The organism is Allobosea sp. P1_A7 (assembly GCF_056406775.1).
The window spans coordinates 1-16,724 of record NZ_JBFTZN010000114.1; the positions used below are offsets into that span (position 1 = coordinate 1).

The 16,724-nt window shown below is 66.1% G+C and carries 18 protein-coding genes; 4 read left to right on the top strand and 14 right to left on the bottom strand.

What is annotated here, in order from left to right; translation table 11 throughout:
* Positions 1-45 precede the first annotated feature (45 nt).
* On the bottom strand, positions 46-771 hold the full coding sequence (locus AC1D34_RS19870; protein WP_441504616.1) for a FadR/GntR family transcriptional regulator: 726 nt from the start codon (positions 769-771) through the stop codon (positions 46-48).
* Positions 772-883: 112 nt separating this feature from the next.
* Between AC1D34_RS19870 and AC1D34_RS19875 the strand changes: the two genes are divergently transcribed.
* Together AC1D34_RS19875 and AC1D34_RS19880 are read left to right on the top strand one after the other, a co-directional pair.
* Positions 884-1,837 (top strand): dihydrodipicolinate synthase family protein, encoded by a 954-nt coding sequence (locus AC1D34_RS19875; RefSeq protein WP_441504615.1) that lies wholly within the window; start codon positions 884-886, stop codon positions 1,835-1,837.
* A 41-nt stretch (positions 1,838-1,878) separates the two neighbouring features.
* A complete protein-coding gene (locus tag AC1D34_RS19880; protein WP_476825106.1) occupies positions 1,879-3,102 on the top strand; it encodes a mandelate racemase/muconate lactonizing enzyme family protein in 1,224 nt (407 codons plus the stop codon).
* Between the two features lie 115 nt (positions 3,103-3,217).
* Here AC1D34_RS19880 and AC1D34_RS19885 read toward each other — a convergent pair whose 3' ends face one another.
* The 6 genes from AC1D34_RS19885 to AC1D34_RS19910 all read right to left on the bottom strand — a co-directional run bounded on the left by AC1D34_RS19885 (position 3,218) and on the right by AC1D34_RS19910 (position 8,007).
* Positions 3,218-3,949 carry an amino acid ABC transporter ATP-binding protein gene (locus AC1D34_RS19885; protein WP_476769725.1) on the bottom strand — a complete coding sequence of 244 codons (732 nt, stop codon included), beginning with the start codon at positions 3,947-3,949 and terminating at the stop codon, positions 3,218-3,220.
* Positions 3,930-4,583 (bottom strand): amino acid ABC transporter permease, encoded by a 654-nt coding sequence (locus AC1D34_RS19890; protein ID WP_441488518.1) that lies wholly within the window; start codon positions 4,581-4,583, stop codon positions 3,930-3,932. The genes AC1D34_RS19885 and AC1D34_RS19890 overlap by 20 nt, the downstream gene beginning before the upstream one ends.
* On the bottom strand, positions 4,583-5,278 hold the full coding sequence (locus tag AC1D34_RS19895) for an amino acid ABC transporter permease (protein WP_113516339.1): 696 nt from the start codon (positions 5,276-5,278) through the stop codon (positions 4,583-4,585). Before AC1D34_RS19895 ends, AC1D34_RS19890 begins: the two co-directional genes overlap by 1 nt.
* A 69-nt stretch (positions 5,279-5,347) precedes the next feature.
* Positions 5,348-6,151, bottom strand: coding sequence for a transporter substrate-binding domain-containing protein (locus AC1D34_RS19900; protein WP_441504612.1), 804 nt, complete (start codon positions 6,149-6,151; stop codon positions 5,348-5,350).
* An 84-nt stretch (positions 6,152-6,235) separates the two neighbouring features.
* Positions 6,236-7,222 carry a 2-hydroxyacid dehydrogenase gene (locus AC1D34_RS19905; RefSeq protein WP_441504611.1) on the bottom strand — a complete coding sequence of 329 codons (987 nt, stop codon included), beginning with the start codon at positions 7,220-7,222 and terminating at the stop codon, positions 6,236-6,238.
* Positions 7,223-7,245: 23 nt separating this feature from the next.
* Positions 7,246-8,007, bottom strand: coding sequence for a GntR family transcriptional regulator (locus AC1D34_RS19910; protein WP_476825107.1), 762 nt, complete (start codon positions 8,005-8,007; stop codon positions 7,246-7,248).
* 205 nt (positions 8,008-8,212) lie between these two features.
* On the opposite strand from AC1D34_RS19910, the gene AC1D34_RS19915 reads away from it, so the two are divergent.
* Both AC1D34_RS19915 and AC1D34_RS19920 read left to right on the top strand, forming a co-directional pair.
* Positions 8,213-9,412, top strand: coding sequence for a mandelate racemase/muconate lactonizing enzyme family protein (locus tag AC1D34_RS19915; protein ID WP_441504609.1), 1,200 nt, complete (start codon positions 8,213-8,215; stop codon positions 9,410-9,412).
* An 11-nt stretch (positions 9,413-9,423) separates the two neighbouring features.
* Positions 9,424-10,191 (top strand): SDR family oxidoreductase, encoded by a 768-nt coding sequence (locus tag AC1D34_RS19920; protein ID WP_476825108.1) that lies wholly within the window; start codon positions 9,424-9,426, stop codon positions 10,189-10,191.
* Between the two features lie 42 nt (positions 10,192-10,233).
* Here AC1D34_RS19920 and AC1D34_RS19925 read toward each other — a convergent pair whose 3' ends face one another.
* The 7 genes from AC1D34_RS19925 to AC1D34_RS19955 form a co-directional block, all read right to left on the bottom strand.
* Positions 10,234-11,070, bottom strand: a complete 837-nt coding sequence (locus tag AC1D34_RS19925; protein ID WP_441504607.1) for a 3-oxoadipate:acetyl-CoA acetyltransferase — start codon at positions 11,068-11,070, stop codon at positions 10,234-10,236.
* Between the two features lie 8 nt (positions 11,071-11,078).
* Positions 11,079-11,882 (bottom strand): benzoate diol dehydrogenase BenD, encoded by an 804-nt coding sequence (benD, locus tag AC1D34_RS19930; RefSeq protein ID WP_441504606.1) that lies wholly within the window; start codon positions 11,880-11,882, stop codon positions 11,079-11,081.
* A 160-nt stretch (positions 11,883-12,042) separates the two neighbouring features.
* Positions 12,043-12,972: a dioxygenase family protein gene (locus AC1D34_RS19935; RefSeq protein ID WP_441504605.1), complete on the bottom strand. Its 930-nt coding sequence runs from the start codon at positions 12,970-12,972 to the stop codon at positions 12,043-12,045.
* 56 nt (positions 12,973-13,028) lie between these two features.
* Positions 13,029-13,319, bottom strand: a complete 291-nt coding sequence (gene catC, locus AC1D34_RS19940; protein WP_043230486.1) for a muconolactone Delta-isomerase — start codon at positions 13,317-13,319, stop codon at positions 13,029-13,031.
* 5 nt (positions 13,320-13,324) lie between these two features.
* A complete protein-coding gene (locus AC1D34_RS19945; protein WP_476825109.1) occupies positions 13,325-14,497 on the bottom strand; it encodes a muconate/chloromuconate family cycloisomerase in 1,173 nt (390 codons plus the stop codon).
* A 238-nt stretch (positions 14,498-14,735) separates the two neighbouring features.
* The gene (locus AC1D34_RS19950; protein ID WP_441504603.1) at positions 14,736-16,106 is read right to left on the bottom strand and encodes an MFS transporter; all 1,371 of its coding nucleotides are present in this window, start codon (positions 16,104-16,106) and stop codon (positions 14,736-14,738) included.
* 9 nt (positions 16,107-16,115) lie between these two features.
* Positions 16,116-16,724, bottom strand: a 609-nt coding sequence (locus AC1D34_RS19955) for an alpha/beta fold hydrolase (RefSeq protein ID WP_476825110.1), incomplete at its 5' end; no start/stop codon positions are given.

Here is a 16,724-nt window from a genome sequence, read left to right on the forward strand (position 1 = left end):
CATCAGCGCCCTACGATACGTCCTCATGGTCATCGTAACCTCCCATCAGCTCGCCGCCTTGTTGGCTGCGATTATTTTTGAGATGCCGTGATAGTGGTGGTCGAGGCGCTCGCGCGCCGTCTCGGCGTCGCGTGTCGCGACGGCCTCGACGATCTCGTGGTGATCGCGCCAGGTTGCGACCGGATCGCGATTTTCGAGATTGATGAAATCCGAGGCCTTGACGAAGGCCTGCCAGAAAATGTCGAGCAGCTTCAGCAGCAGCTGGTTGTTCTGGCAGCGGAACAAGGTGCGGTGGAAGCGCCGGTCCTCCTCGAGGAAGCTCTCTCCTACATCGACCCTGGCCTTCATCTTTGCGGTGAGGGCGCGCAACTCGGCGATGTCGTCGGCGCCGATCACCTGCACCGTCCTGCCGATCAGCGCGCCTTCCAGCGCGCGGCGAATGGTCAGGAGCTCCTCGAAATCATCGAGCCTGCCGCGCAGGCCGAAGGCGAGATTGTCGAGCAGCGGAGCGAAGGAAAAGTCGCTGACGAAGATGCCGATGCCGCGCCTGGTCTCGACGATGCCGACCGATTCCAGCGCCTTGACCGCCTCGCGCACTGAGTTGCGGCTGACGCCGAGCTGCTGGGCGAGGTCGTTCTCCGGCGGAAGCTGGCTGCCCGGAGGCAGGCCGCTCTCGTCGATATAGGCCTTGACGCTTTCCAGCACGGAGACGTGCAGCGATTGCGGCTTCACCAGGGGCCTGATCGTCCGGGTCACGGTCTTCGACCTCATCCTGTGGCACCGGCCGCGCCCGAGAGCGCCGGCGGCTTCCGCCCGATTGTTGAACGATATCTACTTGTAGGATATCCGTGAAGTCAACAAGTCGGCAGGAGGGGAAACGACGATGTCGGGAAAGCTCGACCGGGCGGGCAGGTGGGGCGCGCTGCGCGGCAATTGGGCAACCTTGCTGCTGCCGATCGAGTCGGATGGAGGGATCGATCTGTCGCGGCTCGCCAACGAGATCGACGTGCTGATCGCCGCCAGGGTCGACGGCATCTATTCGAATGGCACGGCCGGCGAGTGCCACAACCAGACCGAGGCCGAATTCGACGCGATCCAGCGTATCCTGGCCGAGCGCTGCAGCCGCGCGAACATGCCCTTCGTGATTGGCGCCTGCCAGCCCGATCCGAGTGTCGCACTTGACCGGCTGAGACGCGCCGTCGCGCATGCGCCGGACGGAATCCAGGTGATCCTGCCTGATTGGTGGCCGGTCAGCGATCCCGAGGCCGTGGACTTCCTGCAGATGGCCGCCGAGGCGGCGGGAGACATCCCGCTCGTGCTCTACAACCCGCCGCACGCGAAGCGTGTCCTGTCGCCGGCCACGCTTGGGGCCGTGCTGAAGCAGGTGCCGCAGGTCGTCGGCATCAAGCTCGCCGATGGCGATGCGGACTGGTACGCCGAAGCGCAGGCGCATCTGGACGACTGGGCGCTTTACCTGCCCGGCCACCATCTTGCGACCGGTGTCGAGGCCGGGGTCGCAGCCGGCGCCTTCTCCAATGTCGCCTGCCTCAGCCCGCGCGGCGCGCAAGCCTGGACCGAGATGATGCTGAGCGATATCGGCGCCGCCCGCGAGATCGAGCAGCGCATCTGCGCTTTCATGGATGCGCATATTCTGCCGTTCCGGCGCGACCACGGCTATTCCAACGCCGCGCTCGACAAGCTGCTCGCCGCCATCGGCAACTGGGCGCCGGTCGGGCCGCGCCTGCGCCGGCCCTATCGCTGGATCGACGCGGCCGAGGCGGAGCGGCTGAGGCCGATCGCCCGGCGCATGCTGCCCGAGATCATGGACGCGCGCTGAACCTAACCATGCCCTGACCGGTAGCGAAGCGAGGGAGTGCCATGCCTAGGATTACCGGGGTTCGCTGCGTCCTGCTGAGTTCGCCCTATGCCGATGCCGATGAGCGCGAGATCAGGGCCTGTTTCCCGAACGGACCGAAGCGGACGATCGGCATGGTCGAGGTGACGCTGGACAATGGCGTGACTGGCCTCGGCGAAGGCTATATCGCCGTGTTCGCACCGCTGGTGTTCAAATCGATCGTCGATCTCTGCGCGCCGCTGATGCTGGGCAAGGATGGCTTCGACATTCCGCGCCGGGTCAGGGACCTGCGCTCGCTCTGCGATTACTGGTCGCTCCAGGGCGCGGCGCGCCATGTCATCAGCGMGTTCGAGAGCGCCTTGCAGGACGCCAGGGGCAAGAGCCTCGGTCTGCCCGTCCATGAACTGCTCGGCGGCGCCCAATGCGATGCCATCCCGATCTATGGCAGCGGCGGCTGCTGCGACGCGAGGCACCAGTTCATCCGCGAACTCGACTTGCTCGGCGCGAAGGGCATCGCGATCTACAAGATCCGCTCGCTCAAGGCCGACATCTGGCGGACCGTCTGGGTGCTGGAGGAAGCGGCCAGGCGCGGCATAAGGGTCGGCGTCGACATGTGCCAGAATCTGGCCGATCCGCCGCAGCCCGTCGACGATGTCGTCGCCTTCGTCGAGGCCGTGCATGGCAGGACGGCTGAGCGCATGCTCTTCCTCGAAGAGGCCGTCGGCCCCGACAGCCCCGAGGCCTTTCGCGAGCTGCGCCGGCGCATCGACGTTCCCGTCTGCGGCGGCGAGATCATCACGACGCCGAAGGAAATGATCGAGCGCATGCGTGCCGGCTCCTATGCCTTCGTCCAGCCCGACGCCTCGGTGATCGGCGGTATCAGCGCGGTGATGGAGATCTTTGCCGCGGCAGATGAACTCGCGACGGAGGTCGTCGTGCACGCCTGGGGCGGAGCGGCCGCGATCATGGCGAATTACCACGCCGCCTTTGCCGGTGGTGGCAAGCTGGTGGAATTCCCCATGCTCGATTTCCCGCTCGGCCGGGAGATGATCGGCGATCAGGGCCGGATCGAAAACGGTCGGCTCCTGCTCCCGACTGCGCCCGGCCTCGGCCTGACGCTGACGCCGGAGATGGAGGCGCGCTATCCTTTTGAGGCGAGCGCCGTCTATAGCTGCGTCCTGAAGGACTGGGGCCCGCCGCCGGACGAGGACTGGAAAGACTGTGGCGCGTCTGGTGGGTCCGCTTGATGGGAGGCGTCAGACCCTGCGGATATCCGCCGCAAGCAGAGCTTTTCCTCCGGCAGGGATCGTCCGGCCCTGGCCCCTTCCGCGAGAGATGGGGACGGGCGCTGGGACCGGCCGATCAATGCGCGCCTGCGCTGACGAAATTGCGCAGCTCCGGCGTCTGCGGGTTGGCGAAGAGCTCCCGTGACGGCCCGCTCTCCCAGATCTTGCCCTGATGCATGAAGATGGTCGTGCTGGCGACATTGCGCGCGAAGTTCATCTCATGAGTGACGAGCAGCATGGTCATGCCGCCCTTGGCGAGTTTTTCCATCACCAGCAGAACCTCGCCGGTCAGTTCCGGATCGAGCGCGGATGTCACCTCGTCGAACAGCATCACCTTCGGCCGCATCGCAAGTGAGCGGGCGATGGCGACGCGCTGTTGCTGCCCCCCGGAGAGATTGTCGGGATAGCTGTCGAATTTCTCGGACAGGCCGACCTGCGCCAGCACCTCGCGGGCCAGCGTCTCGGCCTGCGCCTGGGGCACGTTCTGCGTGATCCGCGGCGAGAGCGTGATGTTCTGGGAGACGGTCAGGTGCGGGAACAGGTTGTAGCTCTGGAAGACGATGCCGACATCCTTGCGCAATTCGCGCAAGTGTTTCGGATCCTGGTCGACGACATGTCCGGCAACCTCGATGCGGCCGGACTGGATCGCCTCCAGCCCGTTGATGCAGCGCAGCAGCGTGCTCTTGCCCGAGCCGGAGCGGCCGATCAGGGCGACGACCTGCCCGGGTTCGACGGTGAGGGAGACGCCCTTGAGAACCTCGAGGTTGCCGAAGCGCTTGTGGACGTCGTCAATGAGGACGGCTGGCATTCATCACCTGTTCGAGATGGCGGCTGAGCCGGGACAAGGGGAAGCAGATCGCGAAATAGATCAGCGCGACCAGCGTGAAGATCTGGAAAGGCTGGAAGGTCGCGTTGTTGACGAGCTGGCCGGCACGCGAGAGTTCGACGAAGCCGACGACCGAGACGATCGAGGTGTTCTTCACGAGCTGGACGAGAAAGCCGACGGTGGGCGGCAGCGAGATGCGGATCGCCTGCGGCAGGATGATGTAGCGGTATTGCTGCCCGCGCGTCAGCGCGAGCGAGGCCGATGCCTCCCATTGCTGGAAGGGGACGGACTGGATCGAGCCGCGCCAGATCTCGGCCAGATAGGCCGAGACATAGATCGAGAGCGAGGCGGACGCTGCGAGGAAGGGCGGCAGTTCCACGCCCATCGCCGAAAGCCCGTAATAGCTCATGAACAGAACCATCAGCACCGGAATCGACTGGATGACCAGGATGTAGCCGGCCGCGAAGCGGCGCAGCGCGGCGACTTGGGAGAGCCGCATGATCGCGAAGACACCGCCGATCAGCCCGCCGAGGATGAAGGCGACGCTGGTCAGAACCAGCGTCCAGCCGGCAGCGCGCAGGATGAAAAGCGCTTCGGGAAGCCCGAATGTGGTCATCAGGCTGCCTCCGCCTTGACATCGACGCGGGCGAGCCCGGAGACCGGCGCGAAGAGCCGCTGGCCGAGCCAGAGCAGGAAGACCTTCAAGCTCAGCGCCAGGAGGAGGTAGATCACGGTGACGATGATATAGGTCTCGAAACTGCGGAAGGTCCGCTGTTCGATGATGGCCGCGGCGCCCGAGAGCTCCTGCACGGAGATGAAGGAGCAGATGCTCGATGCCAGCATCATCAGGACGAACTGGCTCGACAGCGCGGGCCAGACCCGGGCGAAGGCCGGTTGCAGCACGACATACTGGAAGACCTGGCGTTTGCTGAGCGCGAGCGACAGGCCGGCCTCGAGCTGCGATTTGTGAATGGAGTCGACGCCGGCGCGGATGATCTCCGTCGCATAGGCGGCAAGGTTGAGCGTCATGGCCAACAGGGCGGCCTGGGTGCCCGACATGCGGATGCCGACCAGCGGCAGGCCGAAGAAGATCATGAAGAGCTGCACCAGGAACGGTGTGTTGCGCATCAGTTCGACATAGCAATCGACGGCAATGCCGGCCCAGCGGCCTGCCAGCGTGCGCAGCGCGACAAGCAGCACCGCGAAGATCAGGCCCAGCACGATCGCGCTGGCAGACAGGCCGATCGTCAGCATGATCCCGTCAAGGATGATGTCGGTTTCGGCGAGTACGGATTCGAACTGGAGCGACATGATCCCTCGTCAGTCTGGCGCGAGGCCCCGCCGCGCAGGATCTGCGCAGCGGGGACGATGCGAAACGGATCAGAAGGTTGGCAGCGGCGGCAGCGGACCGCCGACCCACTTCTCGGAGATCGCGTTCAGTTCGCCGTTCTGCTTGATGTAGTAGATCATGTTGTTGAGCCACTGCTTCAGCTCATAGGCGTCCTTGCGAACGGTCATCGAGTTCGGCTGCATGCCGAAGACGAACTTGAGCTCGGTCTCGGTTTCGCCGCGCGCCTTGATCGCGGCGTTCGCCTGGGCGTCTGGCCCGGCGATGGCTTCGACCTGGCCGGAGAACAGCGCCTGCATCGTGGTCGCGTCATCCTCGAAGCGCAGGATCGTGAGGTTGAGCTCTTTCTCGCGATTGGTGAATTCCCGCTCGACGCTGGATCCGCGATTGACGCCGACCTTGCGGCCCTTGAGATCGGCCCAGTCTTTGATGGGCGTGCCCTTCTTGGCGTAGATGCCGGTCTGGAAGGCGCTGTAGGGGATGGTGAACATCACCGCCTTCGCGCGTTCCGGTGTCGGCGCCAGCGTCGCGACGAGGAAGTCGACCTTGCCGGCCTCGAGGGCGGGAATGCGGGCCGGCGGCGTCAGCTGGACGATCTCGACCGGCAATCCGAGATACTTGCCGATCAGGGCGGTGACGTCGGCATCATAGCCGATCGCATTGCCTTGCGAGTCGACGGAGCCATAGGGCGGCGCGCCGATCAGCACGCCGACGCGGACCTTGCCGCGCTTGACGATTTCCGTGACCGACTGGGCCGAGGCATGAGCGGCCGGGAGCGCGCCGGCGCCCAGCGCGAACAGCATCCCGATCATTCTGAGATTCTTGAACAGGCTCATGGTGCGTTTCCTTGTTGCTATCTGCTTCATTGGCGACCGGCTTCGTGGCGTCCGGTTCGTTGAGAGGAGAGCAGGCGTGGTCGTTCAGGCAGTCTGGCGCGCCTCCCGTACGAGATTGATGAGGGGTTCCCCGGCGAAGCTGCGCTTGATGTTGTCGGCGATGGTCTGCTGGCGGCGCCGGATCGTCCCGCTCGTCCAACCCGACATATGCGGGGTCATCACGATGTTCGGCAGCTCGTGAAAAGGCAGCTCGGAGGGCAGCGGATTGGCGGAGGCCGGGCCCGGGTAGCGATACCAGGTGTCGATCACCGCCCCGCCGATGCGCTTGCCCTTCAGGGCCTCGAACAGCGCCGTCTCGTCGATCGTCGGGCCGCGCCCGACATTGAAGATCAGCGCGTCGCGGCGCATCGCCGCGAAGGCTGCGGCGCCGACGAGGCCATTCGTTTCCGGCGTCAGCGGCACGGAGACTACGATGGCGTCAGCCGAGCCCCAGAATTCCTCCAGCCGATCGAGCGTGAAGGCGCGGTCGACGAGATCGGAGACCGGGACAGCGCTGCGATTGGCGACATGGACCTTCATCTCGAAGGCCTTGGCGCGCCGCGCGATCGCCTTGCCGATATGGCCGAAGCCGAGCAGGCCGATGGTCTTGCCGACGATCTCGCCATGGACGCGCGCAGGTGAGCCGGCCCAATAGGCCCAGTCGCCGCGGCGCAGCTTCGCGTCGGCATCCGCCAGGGGGATATGCCGGGCCAGCAGCGCGCTCATGACATATTCCGCTATCGCCTGTTCATGGCCGAAGCAGTTACAGACATTGGCCACAGGCGGAAGCAAAGCAAGGTCGACCGCGTCATAGCCGGCACCTGGCACATGGAAGAGCTTGAGCCCGGACGGGACCGGCAGGCTGGCATCGAACTTCACGCCGATGATGACATCCGCCTGCGCATAGGCCTGCTGGTCGGCGCCGACGCCGAGCCCGTCCGGCAGAATGCGAATTTCGGCCCCGGGGCCGACGAGTTCGGCAAAGCCGGAGCTGAAGGAGGCGGCGTTCTCGCCATGGAAGATGATGCGCATGGGGTCCACTGGCCTGTTGCGTTTCAGGCGCCGAGCAGGGGCTCGACGCTGCAATCGAGTAAAGAAGGGTCGATGCGGGCCTCCATCTCGTCGAACATACTGTCGACGAATTCGATCAGCGCGTCGGAGGCCGCGACTGCGCGTTCGGCATGGCGGGTCGCGATCGCGTTCAGCACGGCGAGATGGTGGTCGATCGTGCCGTCGAGCGTGGTCTTCTCGGCCATGTAGCTGTGGTAAATGAAGCCGATGCGCCGGAAGATGGTGTGCAGCGGGCGCAGCGTGTGTTCGAGAAACGGCTCGCCCGCGGCGGCCAGCACCATCTGGTCGATCCTGCGATCGAGCGCATTGAACTCGGCAAGCGTCAGCCCGTCGCGCTTCTCGCGCAGCAGGCGTTCCATGTGCAGCATCTGGTTGCGATGCGAGGGGCCGGCGCGTTCTGCCGCGAGGCGAATGACGAAGCGTTCGATGTCGCGGCGCAGATGCAGCAGCACGCGTTCCCGGGCGAGGTCGATCGGCGCGATTTGCAGGCCATGACGCGGGCGGATGATGATCAGCGTGTCGGCGGCGAGACGGTTGACGGCATGATGCACCGGGGTGCGGCCGAAGCCGGTCAGGTCCTGCAGGTCCTGCATGGCGAGAAAACGGCCGGGCGCGAGCTCGCATTTGACGAGCAGTTCCTCGATCCGGTGATAGGCGAGTTCGAAGAGATTGATGCGATTGCGCCGTGGCGGCACGCTCGTCTCACCCTCTGCGACCAGCCGCGGGCGGCTTGGGCRCTTGGCCATGTCCCGTCTCCTCAGTCGTGGAACTCGTTGAACGGATCCATCTTGGCGTCGACCATAAACATGTTGTGATATTTTACAAGCACTCCTATGGTCGCCTCGTTTCGAGGGGGCGAGGCTGTCATCGGGCTCGCCTGTTTCGCACTCAACCAAGGCGTTCCCCGGCAAGAAACCCGGTGAAGAACGCCAGCCGCCAGGGAGGCAGGCCGTGAAGATCACCGCCATCGAGACGTTGCGGACCGAAGAATTCGCCAATGTCCTGTGGGTTCGCGTGCATACCGATGCGGGCATCATCGGTCTCGGCGAGACCTTCTATGGGGCAGGGGCGGTCGAGGCGCATCTGCACGACACGCTCGCCATGCGGCTGCTCGGAAAGAACCCGCTGCACATCGAGGCATTGCACAGAGAGATGACGAACCTGCCGATGGCGCAGGCCTCGACCGGCGTCGAGTCGCGTGCGACCTCGGCGGTCGATATCGCCTTGTGGGATGTCTTCGGAAAGGTTTGCGGCCAGCCGGTGCACCAGATGCTCGGCGGCCTCTGCCGTGACAAGCAGCGCATCTACAATACCTGTGCGGGGTACAAATATGTCCGCTCGCAGAACATCAAGCCGGTCTCGACCTGGAATCTGGGGGATGCATCAGGTCCCTATGAGGACCTCGACGGCTTCATGAACCGTGCCGATGCCGTCGCCGAGAGCCTGCTCGAAAGCGGCATCACGGCCATGAAGATCTGGCCCTTCGACCCGGCCGCGATCGAAAATCAGGGGCTTTTCATCAGCCCCGACCAGATGCGGAAGGCGATCGAGCCGTTCGAGAAGATCCGCAAGGCGGTAGGCGACAAGATCGAGATCATGGTCGAGTTCCATTCGCTCTGGAATCTGCCGACCGCGATCAAGATCGCCCGTGCGCTCGAACCCTACAGCCCGACCTGGTACGAGGATCCGATCCGGATGAACTCGCCACAGGCGCTGGCCGAATTCGCCCGTTCGACCACGGTTTCGGTCTGCGCCAGCGAGACGCTGGGCTCGCGTTTCCCCTATAAGGACATGCTCGACCACGACGCCATGCACATTGTCATGGCCGACCTGTGCTGGACCGGGGGGCTGACCGAAGGGCGCAAGATCGCCGCCATGGCGGAGACCTATCACCGCCCCTTCGCCCCGCATGACTGCATCGGCCCGGTCGGCTTTATCGCCGCGATCCATGCCTCCTTCAGCCAGCCCAACACGCTGATCCAGGAATCGGTGCGGGCCTTCTACACCGGCTGGTACAAGGAACTCGTCGACACCATGCCGGTGATCAAGGACGGTTATGTCCTGCCGATGGAAGGGCCGGGGCTCGGCGTCGAACTCCTGCCCGCCGTCTTCGAACGCTCGGACCTCATCGTTCGTCGCTCCAGCCTGTAAGGACGATGCCCATGACCAACCCTCTTTTCGATCTCACCGGCAAGACCGCGCTGGTGACAGGCTCCTCGCGTGGGCTCGGCCGCGCCATGGCGGAAGGACTGGCTGTTGYAGGTGCTCGCATCCTGATCAACGGCACGGACCCTGAGCGCGTCGCACAGGCCGTCGCGGAGTTCCGGGCGGCGGGCCACCAGACGGATGCGGCGCCATTCGACGTGACCAACGAGCCCGAGATTCTGCGGGCCTTCGAGGGCTTCGATGCCGCAGGTATTGCGGTCGATATCCTCGTCAACAATGCCGGCATTCAGTTCCGCAAGCCGATGGTCGAGCTCGCCACGGCGGACTGGCAGCGCGTCATCGACACCAACCTGACCTCGGCCTTCATGATCGGGCGCGAGGCGGCCAAGCGCATGATCGCGCGCGGCCATGGCAAGGTCGTCAATATCGGATCGCTGACGAGCGAACTCGCCCGCGCGACGGTCGCGCCCTATACGGTTGCCAAGGGCGGCATCAAGATGCTGACGCGGGCCATGGCGGCGGAATGGGCCGAGCATGGCATCCAGGCCAATGCGATCGGCCCGGGCTACATGATCACCGACATGAACCAGGCCCTGATCGAGAACCCGAGCTTCGACGCCTGGGTCAAGGGCCGCACGCCGGCCAGGCGCTGGGGCAGGCCGGAGGAGCTTGTCGGGGCCGCCGTGTTTCTGGCCTCATCGGCATCGGACTACGTCAACGGCCAGATCATCTATGTCGATGGCGGGATGTCATCGGTTCTGTGATGGACACCAGGCGTTTGTCGCCGCGCCACTCGCCCCGCCGCTTCAGACCGGCGCGAGGTTCAGCGCGGCGCGCGCCTCGGCGGGCGTGGCCGGTCGGCGGCCGTGGCGGCGGATCAGCTCGACGGCGAGGCTGATCAGCTCGGCATTGCCGCTCGCCAGCCGGTCCTTGCTGATGCGGATATTGTCCTCCAGCCCGGTGCGGACCGCGTCAGCGCCGCGGGCGAGCGCCCAGTCCATCACCCGCATTTGGTCGCGCCCGATGCCGGCGGCCGTCCAGGTGGCGCCCGGGATGACCCGCCTGGTCTCGGCGAGCAGGATGTCGAGCAGCACCTCGTCGGCCGGCATCGCATTCCGGACGCCCATCACGAACTGGATATGCGGGCGCGGTCCGATCAGCCCCTCGTCAACGAGGCGGCGCGCGGCGTGGATATGCGAGAGGTCGAAGATCTCGATCTCGGGTGCGATCCGATGCTCCAGCATCCGCGCCGCGAGATCGTTCACCAGGCTCGTCGGGTTCTCGTAGACGATCGTCGGAAAATTCACCGAGCCGGTCGAGAGCGAGGCCATGTCCGGACGATGCACCAGGCTCAGGCCGCGCGCCGCCGGGTCGCGCCCGCGGCCTCCGGTCGAGAACTGGACGATCATGCCCGGGCAGGCCCGGCGAATGCCGTCCTGCACCTCAGCGAAACGCTCCGGATCGGACGAAGGCGTCTCGTCGTCATGGCGGACATGGATATGGACGAGACTGGCGCCCGCCTCGAAGGCGGCGCGGGTCGAGGCGACCTGCTCGGCCGGCAGCACGGGCAGGTTCGGATTGTCCTTCTTGCGCGGCACGGAGCCGGTGATGGCGACCGCCACCACGACGGGACGAGTGGTCATGGCATCTGTCATCCCTGGTCTCCGCCGCCGGCCGGCAGCACGGTTCCGTTGATATAGGACGCATCGTCCGAGGCCAGGAACAGGATGGCGGCTGCGATCTCGCCGAGCTGTCCGTAGCGGCCGAGATGCGAGGCGCTGAGCGTCTGGTCGACGACCTGCTGCATCCACTGCTTGTCGGCCTCGGTCTGCACGTCGGTTCCCCGTGGAATCCGGCGGGGCGGCGCATCCACGCCACCCGACGCCACGGCGTTGACGCGGATATTCGTGCCCGCAAGCTCGAAGGCGAGCGAGGCGGTCAGCGCGTTCACGCCGCCCTTGGCCGCGGAATAGGGAATGCGGTTGATGCCCTTGGTCGCGATCGAGGAGACATTGACGATCGCGCCGCGTCCCTGCTCCAGCATATAGGGCAGCACGGTGCGGCAGCCCCACAGCGTCGGAAACAGCGAACGGCTGATCTCCGCGGCGATCTGGCGTTCGTCGAATTCCTGGAAGGGCCGCATCCAGATCGCGCCGCCGACATTGGTCACCAGCACGTCGATGGCGCCGAAGCTCTCCTGCGCGCGCGCCATCACCCGCTCATTCCCGGCGAAGGTCTCGAGATCCTCCTCCAGCGCGATGACGCGCCCTGGCCCGAAGGCCGAGGTGATCTCCTGCGCGACCTCCTGGACGATGGCCGAGCGGTCGACGATCGTCAGTCTTGCCCCTTCGGCGGCCGCATCCAGCGCCACCTGCTTGCCGACGCCCTGGGCCGCGCCGGTGACGACAAGGCTGCGCCCTTCGAACCGGCGGCCGCGCGTGGATGGCTGGGACATGGTCGATCTCCGGGATTATGCCGCCACGAGGGCGGGGACTGGACGGTTTGGCACCGTCGCCGGTCGGGCGGGCGGCGAAGGCCGCCGCGCCGCTTGGCGCTGTCCGTGACAGTCTATGGCGGGGCACCCTGGCCGGGTGCCAGGCCGGTGAGCGAGGGCCTCAGCCGGCGGTGACGTGGGTGCGGCTGACCTGCGTCTGCGGCACGCCCTCGCGCTCCTTGGTCAGCACGATGTCGAAGGTCGTGCGGGCGAACGGGCGGTTCAGACCGGCATTGCGGATCGCGTCCGCGTCGACGACGCGGTCCAGCGTGACGACGAGCTCGTCGCGGGTGCCGAAGGCGAAGTCCGTGTAGAGGTATTTGTCGCCGGTGAAGTTGAACTGCGTCGTCAGCTGGCGGTGGCCCGGCGCCGAAATGAAGTAATGGACATGGGCCGGGCGCTCAGCATGTCGGCCGAGTGCGGTCATCAATTGGCGCGTCGCGCTTTCCGGCGGGCAACCATAGCCATTCGGCACGATCGTGCGGGCGCGATAGTGGCCCTGTTCATCCGTCTCGATGCGACGGCGCAGATTGTAGGGCGCCTGCTCGCCATCGATGAAGGAATATCCGCCCTTGGAATTGGCGTGCCAGAGGTCGACGATCGCGCCGGCAATCGGCTTGCCGTCCTCGTCCGTGACCTGGCCTTCGATGATGAAGATCTCGCCGGGATCGGTGCCGTCATCCATGCGGGCCTCGCCCTTGGAGAGCGGCGCGCCGGGCACATAGAGCGGCCCTTCGATGGTGCGCATCGTGCCGCCCTTGAGACCGGCAAGCCGTTCGGCCTCGTCGAGCCGCAGGTCGAGGAAATGCTCGAGCACGATGCCGGGGACGAGCAGGCCGAGCTCGTCATTCTTCGCGGCCCTGCCGATGAAGGCGACCGCTGCCCAGAATTCGTCCATCGAGACGTCGCACTCGTCGATCACCTGCATGATCCGGTAGAGCAGCTGGGCCGTGACGGCCTTGGTGCGCGGGTCGCCCTTGTCATTGTCCATCCCGGCCGCACGGGCGGCGAGATCCTTCTTGTCCTCGTCGGAGATCAGGTTGATGGGCATGGCGGTTCCTCGTGTTCTGGTGATTGGCGGCCATTTCAGGCCGCAGCCGTTGTTTGTCAGCGGTCGTCGTCATGCACGGACGACGGGTGGCGGCAGAGTGCCGTGACCTTCACGTCCATGTAGGGGAAGAGGGGCAGCTCCGAGAGAATGTCGTGCAGCGCCTGCGGGCTCTCGACGTCGAAGATGCTGGTGTTGGCATAGCGCCCGGCATGACGCCAGAGATGGCGCCAGAGCCCGGCCCGCTGCAGCTCCTGCGCACGCTTGCGTTCGCTCGCCTTCAGCGCGGTCGCCGTCTCGACCGGCAGGTCGGGCGGGATCCGGACATCCATTTCAACCTGGAACAGCATGATCTCTAGAACCCCGTCTTGGCGCGTGGCAGCACATGGACCGAGCGCTCGGTGCGGTCGCGCCGGAAGCGGCTCAGTTGAGCTTCGGACAGCGTCACGCCGAGTCCCGGCGCCGTCGGCACGGTGAGGCCGAAATCGGCATAGTCGAGCGGCGTCTCAAGGATCTCCTCGGTCAGCAGCAGCGGGCCGAACAGCTCCGTACCCCATTCCAGCTTGCCGATGGTCGAGAAGAGATGGGCCGAGGCCGCAGTGCCGATGCCGCCTTCCAGCATCGTGCCGCCATAGAGTCCGATGCCGGCGGCTTCCGCGATCGCGGCCACCTTGGCCGCGGCGAAGAGCCCGCCGGATTGTTCGATCTTCAGCGCGAACACGTCGGCGGCGGCGAGGGCAGCGATGGCGAAGGCGGTTTCCGGGCCGTTCAGCGCCTCGTCCGCCATGATCGCGACCGGCRTCTCGCGGGCCAGCCGGGCGAGCGCGCCGAGATTGCGGAAGGCGACGGGTTGTTCGATGAGCTCGACACCGGCGGCGGCGAGCGCCGGCAGCATCGCCGACGCGGTGGCTTCCGACCAGGCCTGGTTGATGTCGACGCGCACCGAGGCGCGGTCACCGAGCGCGCGCTTGATCGCAGCGACATGGGCGACATTGGCGCCGGGATCGCCCTTGCCGATCTTGAGCTTGAAGATGTTGTGGCGGCGGCGCGCCAGCATCTCCTCGGCTTCCGCGATGTCGCGGCCGGTGTCGCCGCTGGCCAGCGTCCAGGCCACGGGCAGCCGGTCATGCTGGCGCCCGCCGAGCAGTTCGGAAATCGGCAGGCCGACGCGCTGGCCGAGCGCATCGAGCAGGGCCGTCTCGACGGCGCATTTGGCGAAATGATTGCCCTGGACCGACATGGCGATGGTCGCCATCGTCCGGGCGATGCGGCTTGGATCGCTGGCGAGCAGGATCGGCGCGAGATAGGTATCGATCGCGAGCTGCATGCCCTCCGGGCTCTCGGGACCATAGGCCAGCCCGCCGATCGTGGTGCCTTCGCCAATCCCGACCACGCCGTCCGACAGATGCAGCCGCACGATCATCAATGTCTGGCGATGCATCGTCGTCATCGCCAGCTGGTGCGGGCGGATGGTCGGCAGATCGACCAGAATCGTCTCGACCTGTTGAATCCGCGGACCTTCAGACACGTTTCGCTCCCATATTCATTGAAGCAAAGGCTAGAACGCGCCATTCCCGGGGAACAGGATCGATTGGGTGTATTTTGATACCCGAAGGGTATGGAGCCCCGCGAGGGCGTGATTAGCGGGGCGGCCCCGCCTGCGCCTCGCATCGGGCACAAAAAAGAGGGACGCGACCGGCCTTTCGGCGGTCGCGTCCCGGGTTGTTCTCCCGGCTTCGCCTATGCCTGATGCAGCCGCATGAGGCTCACCGGATCGCCGGAGCGGCGGCGGCCGGTGCGGGCGAGGCGAGGGCGGCGCCGACTGCCGGCCGAACCATCAGCGTCGCCAGCGCCGCGATCACCAGCGGAATGGCAAGCGTCATGAAGTAGCCGGACGGACCCACGCCGGTCAGCAATGTGCCGCCGATCGCGGAGCCGATGATCGCTCCCGAGCGACCGACGCCGATGCCCCAGCCCGTGGCCGTTGCGCGCAGCTGCGTCGGGTAGGTATTCGAGATCAGATAGTTCAGCACGAGTTGCTGGCCACCGATGCCGAAGCCGGCAAGGGCGATGAGGGAGAAGACCAGCGGCCAGCGGTCGCCCGCGAAGCCCAGCCCGAGCGCAACCGCGATCCCGACGGCGAACATGCCGATCAGGAGCTTTCGCGGGTCGACCTTCGGCAGGAAGGACGAAAGCGGCAGGGCCATGATGATGAAGGCGGCGTTGACGACGACGGTACCATAGGCGGCCTGGGCCTTTTCCAGGCCGAGCGTTGTGAGCGCGGTCGGCAGCCAGAGCAGCAGCAGGAACCAGGCGATCCAGTTGAACAGGTAGATGGCGGAGATCGCGACGGTGACGCGGCGATAGCCCGCCTCGAACAGGCCGGCGATGGAGCCGCCATGCACGACCCTGCCGGCGCTGACGAGGCGCATCTGGTCGGGGATCGGCTGGCCGGTCATCTGCCGGAGCAGGCGGCGGGCCTCGTCCTGCCTGTCGTTCTGCTTGCGCGAGACGAGATAGGCGGGCGATTCCGGCAGGAGGAAATAGGTGATGACCATCAGCCCGAGCGGCAGGAGGCCTCCGACCAGGAAAATCCCGCGCCAGCCCAGGATCGGCAGCCAGCTCGCCGCGATCAGGCCGCCGAGCATGGCGCCGGCCGGCAGGCCGAGCAGCACCCCGGTGATCATCGTGCCGCGCCGGGAAGCGGGGCTGTATTCACCCGCCAGCGCCAGGAGCGAGGGCGTGGCCCCGCCCATGCCGAGGCCGATCAGGAAGCGCAGTACGATGATCTGCGTCGGCGATGTCGCGTAGGCGCCCATCAGGGAGAACACCCCGAATAGGAAGATGGCGATCAGGATCGCCTTGCGCCGGCCATAGCGGTCCCCGAAGCTGCCGAGGCCGATCGCACCGAGCGTCATGCCGATCGTGCTGGCGGTGATGACCCAGGTCAGGTCGGCGGCCTTCATGCCGAAATCCTGCGCGATCGCGGGTCCGATGAAGGCGATCGACTGGGTGTCGAAGCCGTCGAGCAGGGCGATGACGAAGCAGAGTGCGACCACGGCCCATCTGCGGCCCGTCATCGAACCTGCATCGATGATGTCCTTGATGTCTTGTGTGCCGGCGGGTGGACTGGACATGGGCGTTCCTCAGATCTGTGTTTTTTGTGGGTATGAACGGGAAAGATCGCGCCGTAGCTCGGCAGCGACGCGCTCGGCCTGCTCGATGGCGAGCAGATGGGCTGCGGGCGAGAGCACGACGAGGCGTGAGCCGGCGATGCCCGTGTACAGGGCTTCAGCCATCGCGAGCGGCGTCGCGGGATCCTCGCGGCCGGCGATCACGGTCGTGGGAGCAATCACCCGGTGCAGCAGCGGGCGCAGATCCATCCGGCCGATCGCCTCGCAGCAGGCGGCGTAGCCGTCCCGGTCGATGGCGGCGAATTCGCCAGCCACCGCGTCCGTGGCGCTGCGATGGGCGTCGCGGAAGCCCGGCGTGAACCAGCGCTCCATCGTGGCCGCGAGGATCGCTCGCGTGCCGTCGCGCCGCACCAGCCCGGCACGCTCCTCCCAGGCCTCGCGCGTCGGCATATAGGCCGTCGTCGCCATCAGGGTCAGGCCGGCCAGACGCGCCGGGTGCCGCGCGGCAAAGGCCTGGCCGATCATCCCGCCAAGCGAGAGGCCGGCGACATGGGCGCGCGTCAGGTCGAGATGATCGAGCAGGGCGGCGAGATCATCGGCAAGATCGGCGATCTCGAAGGG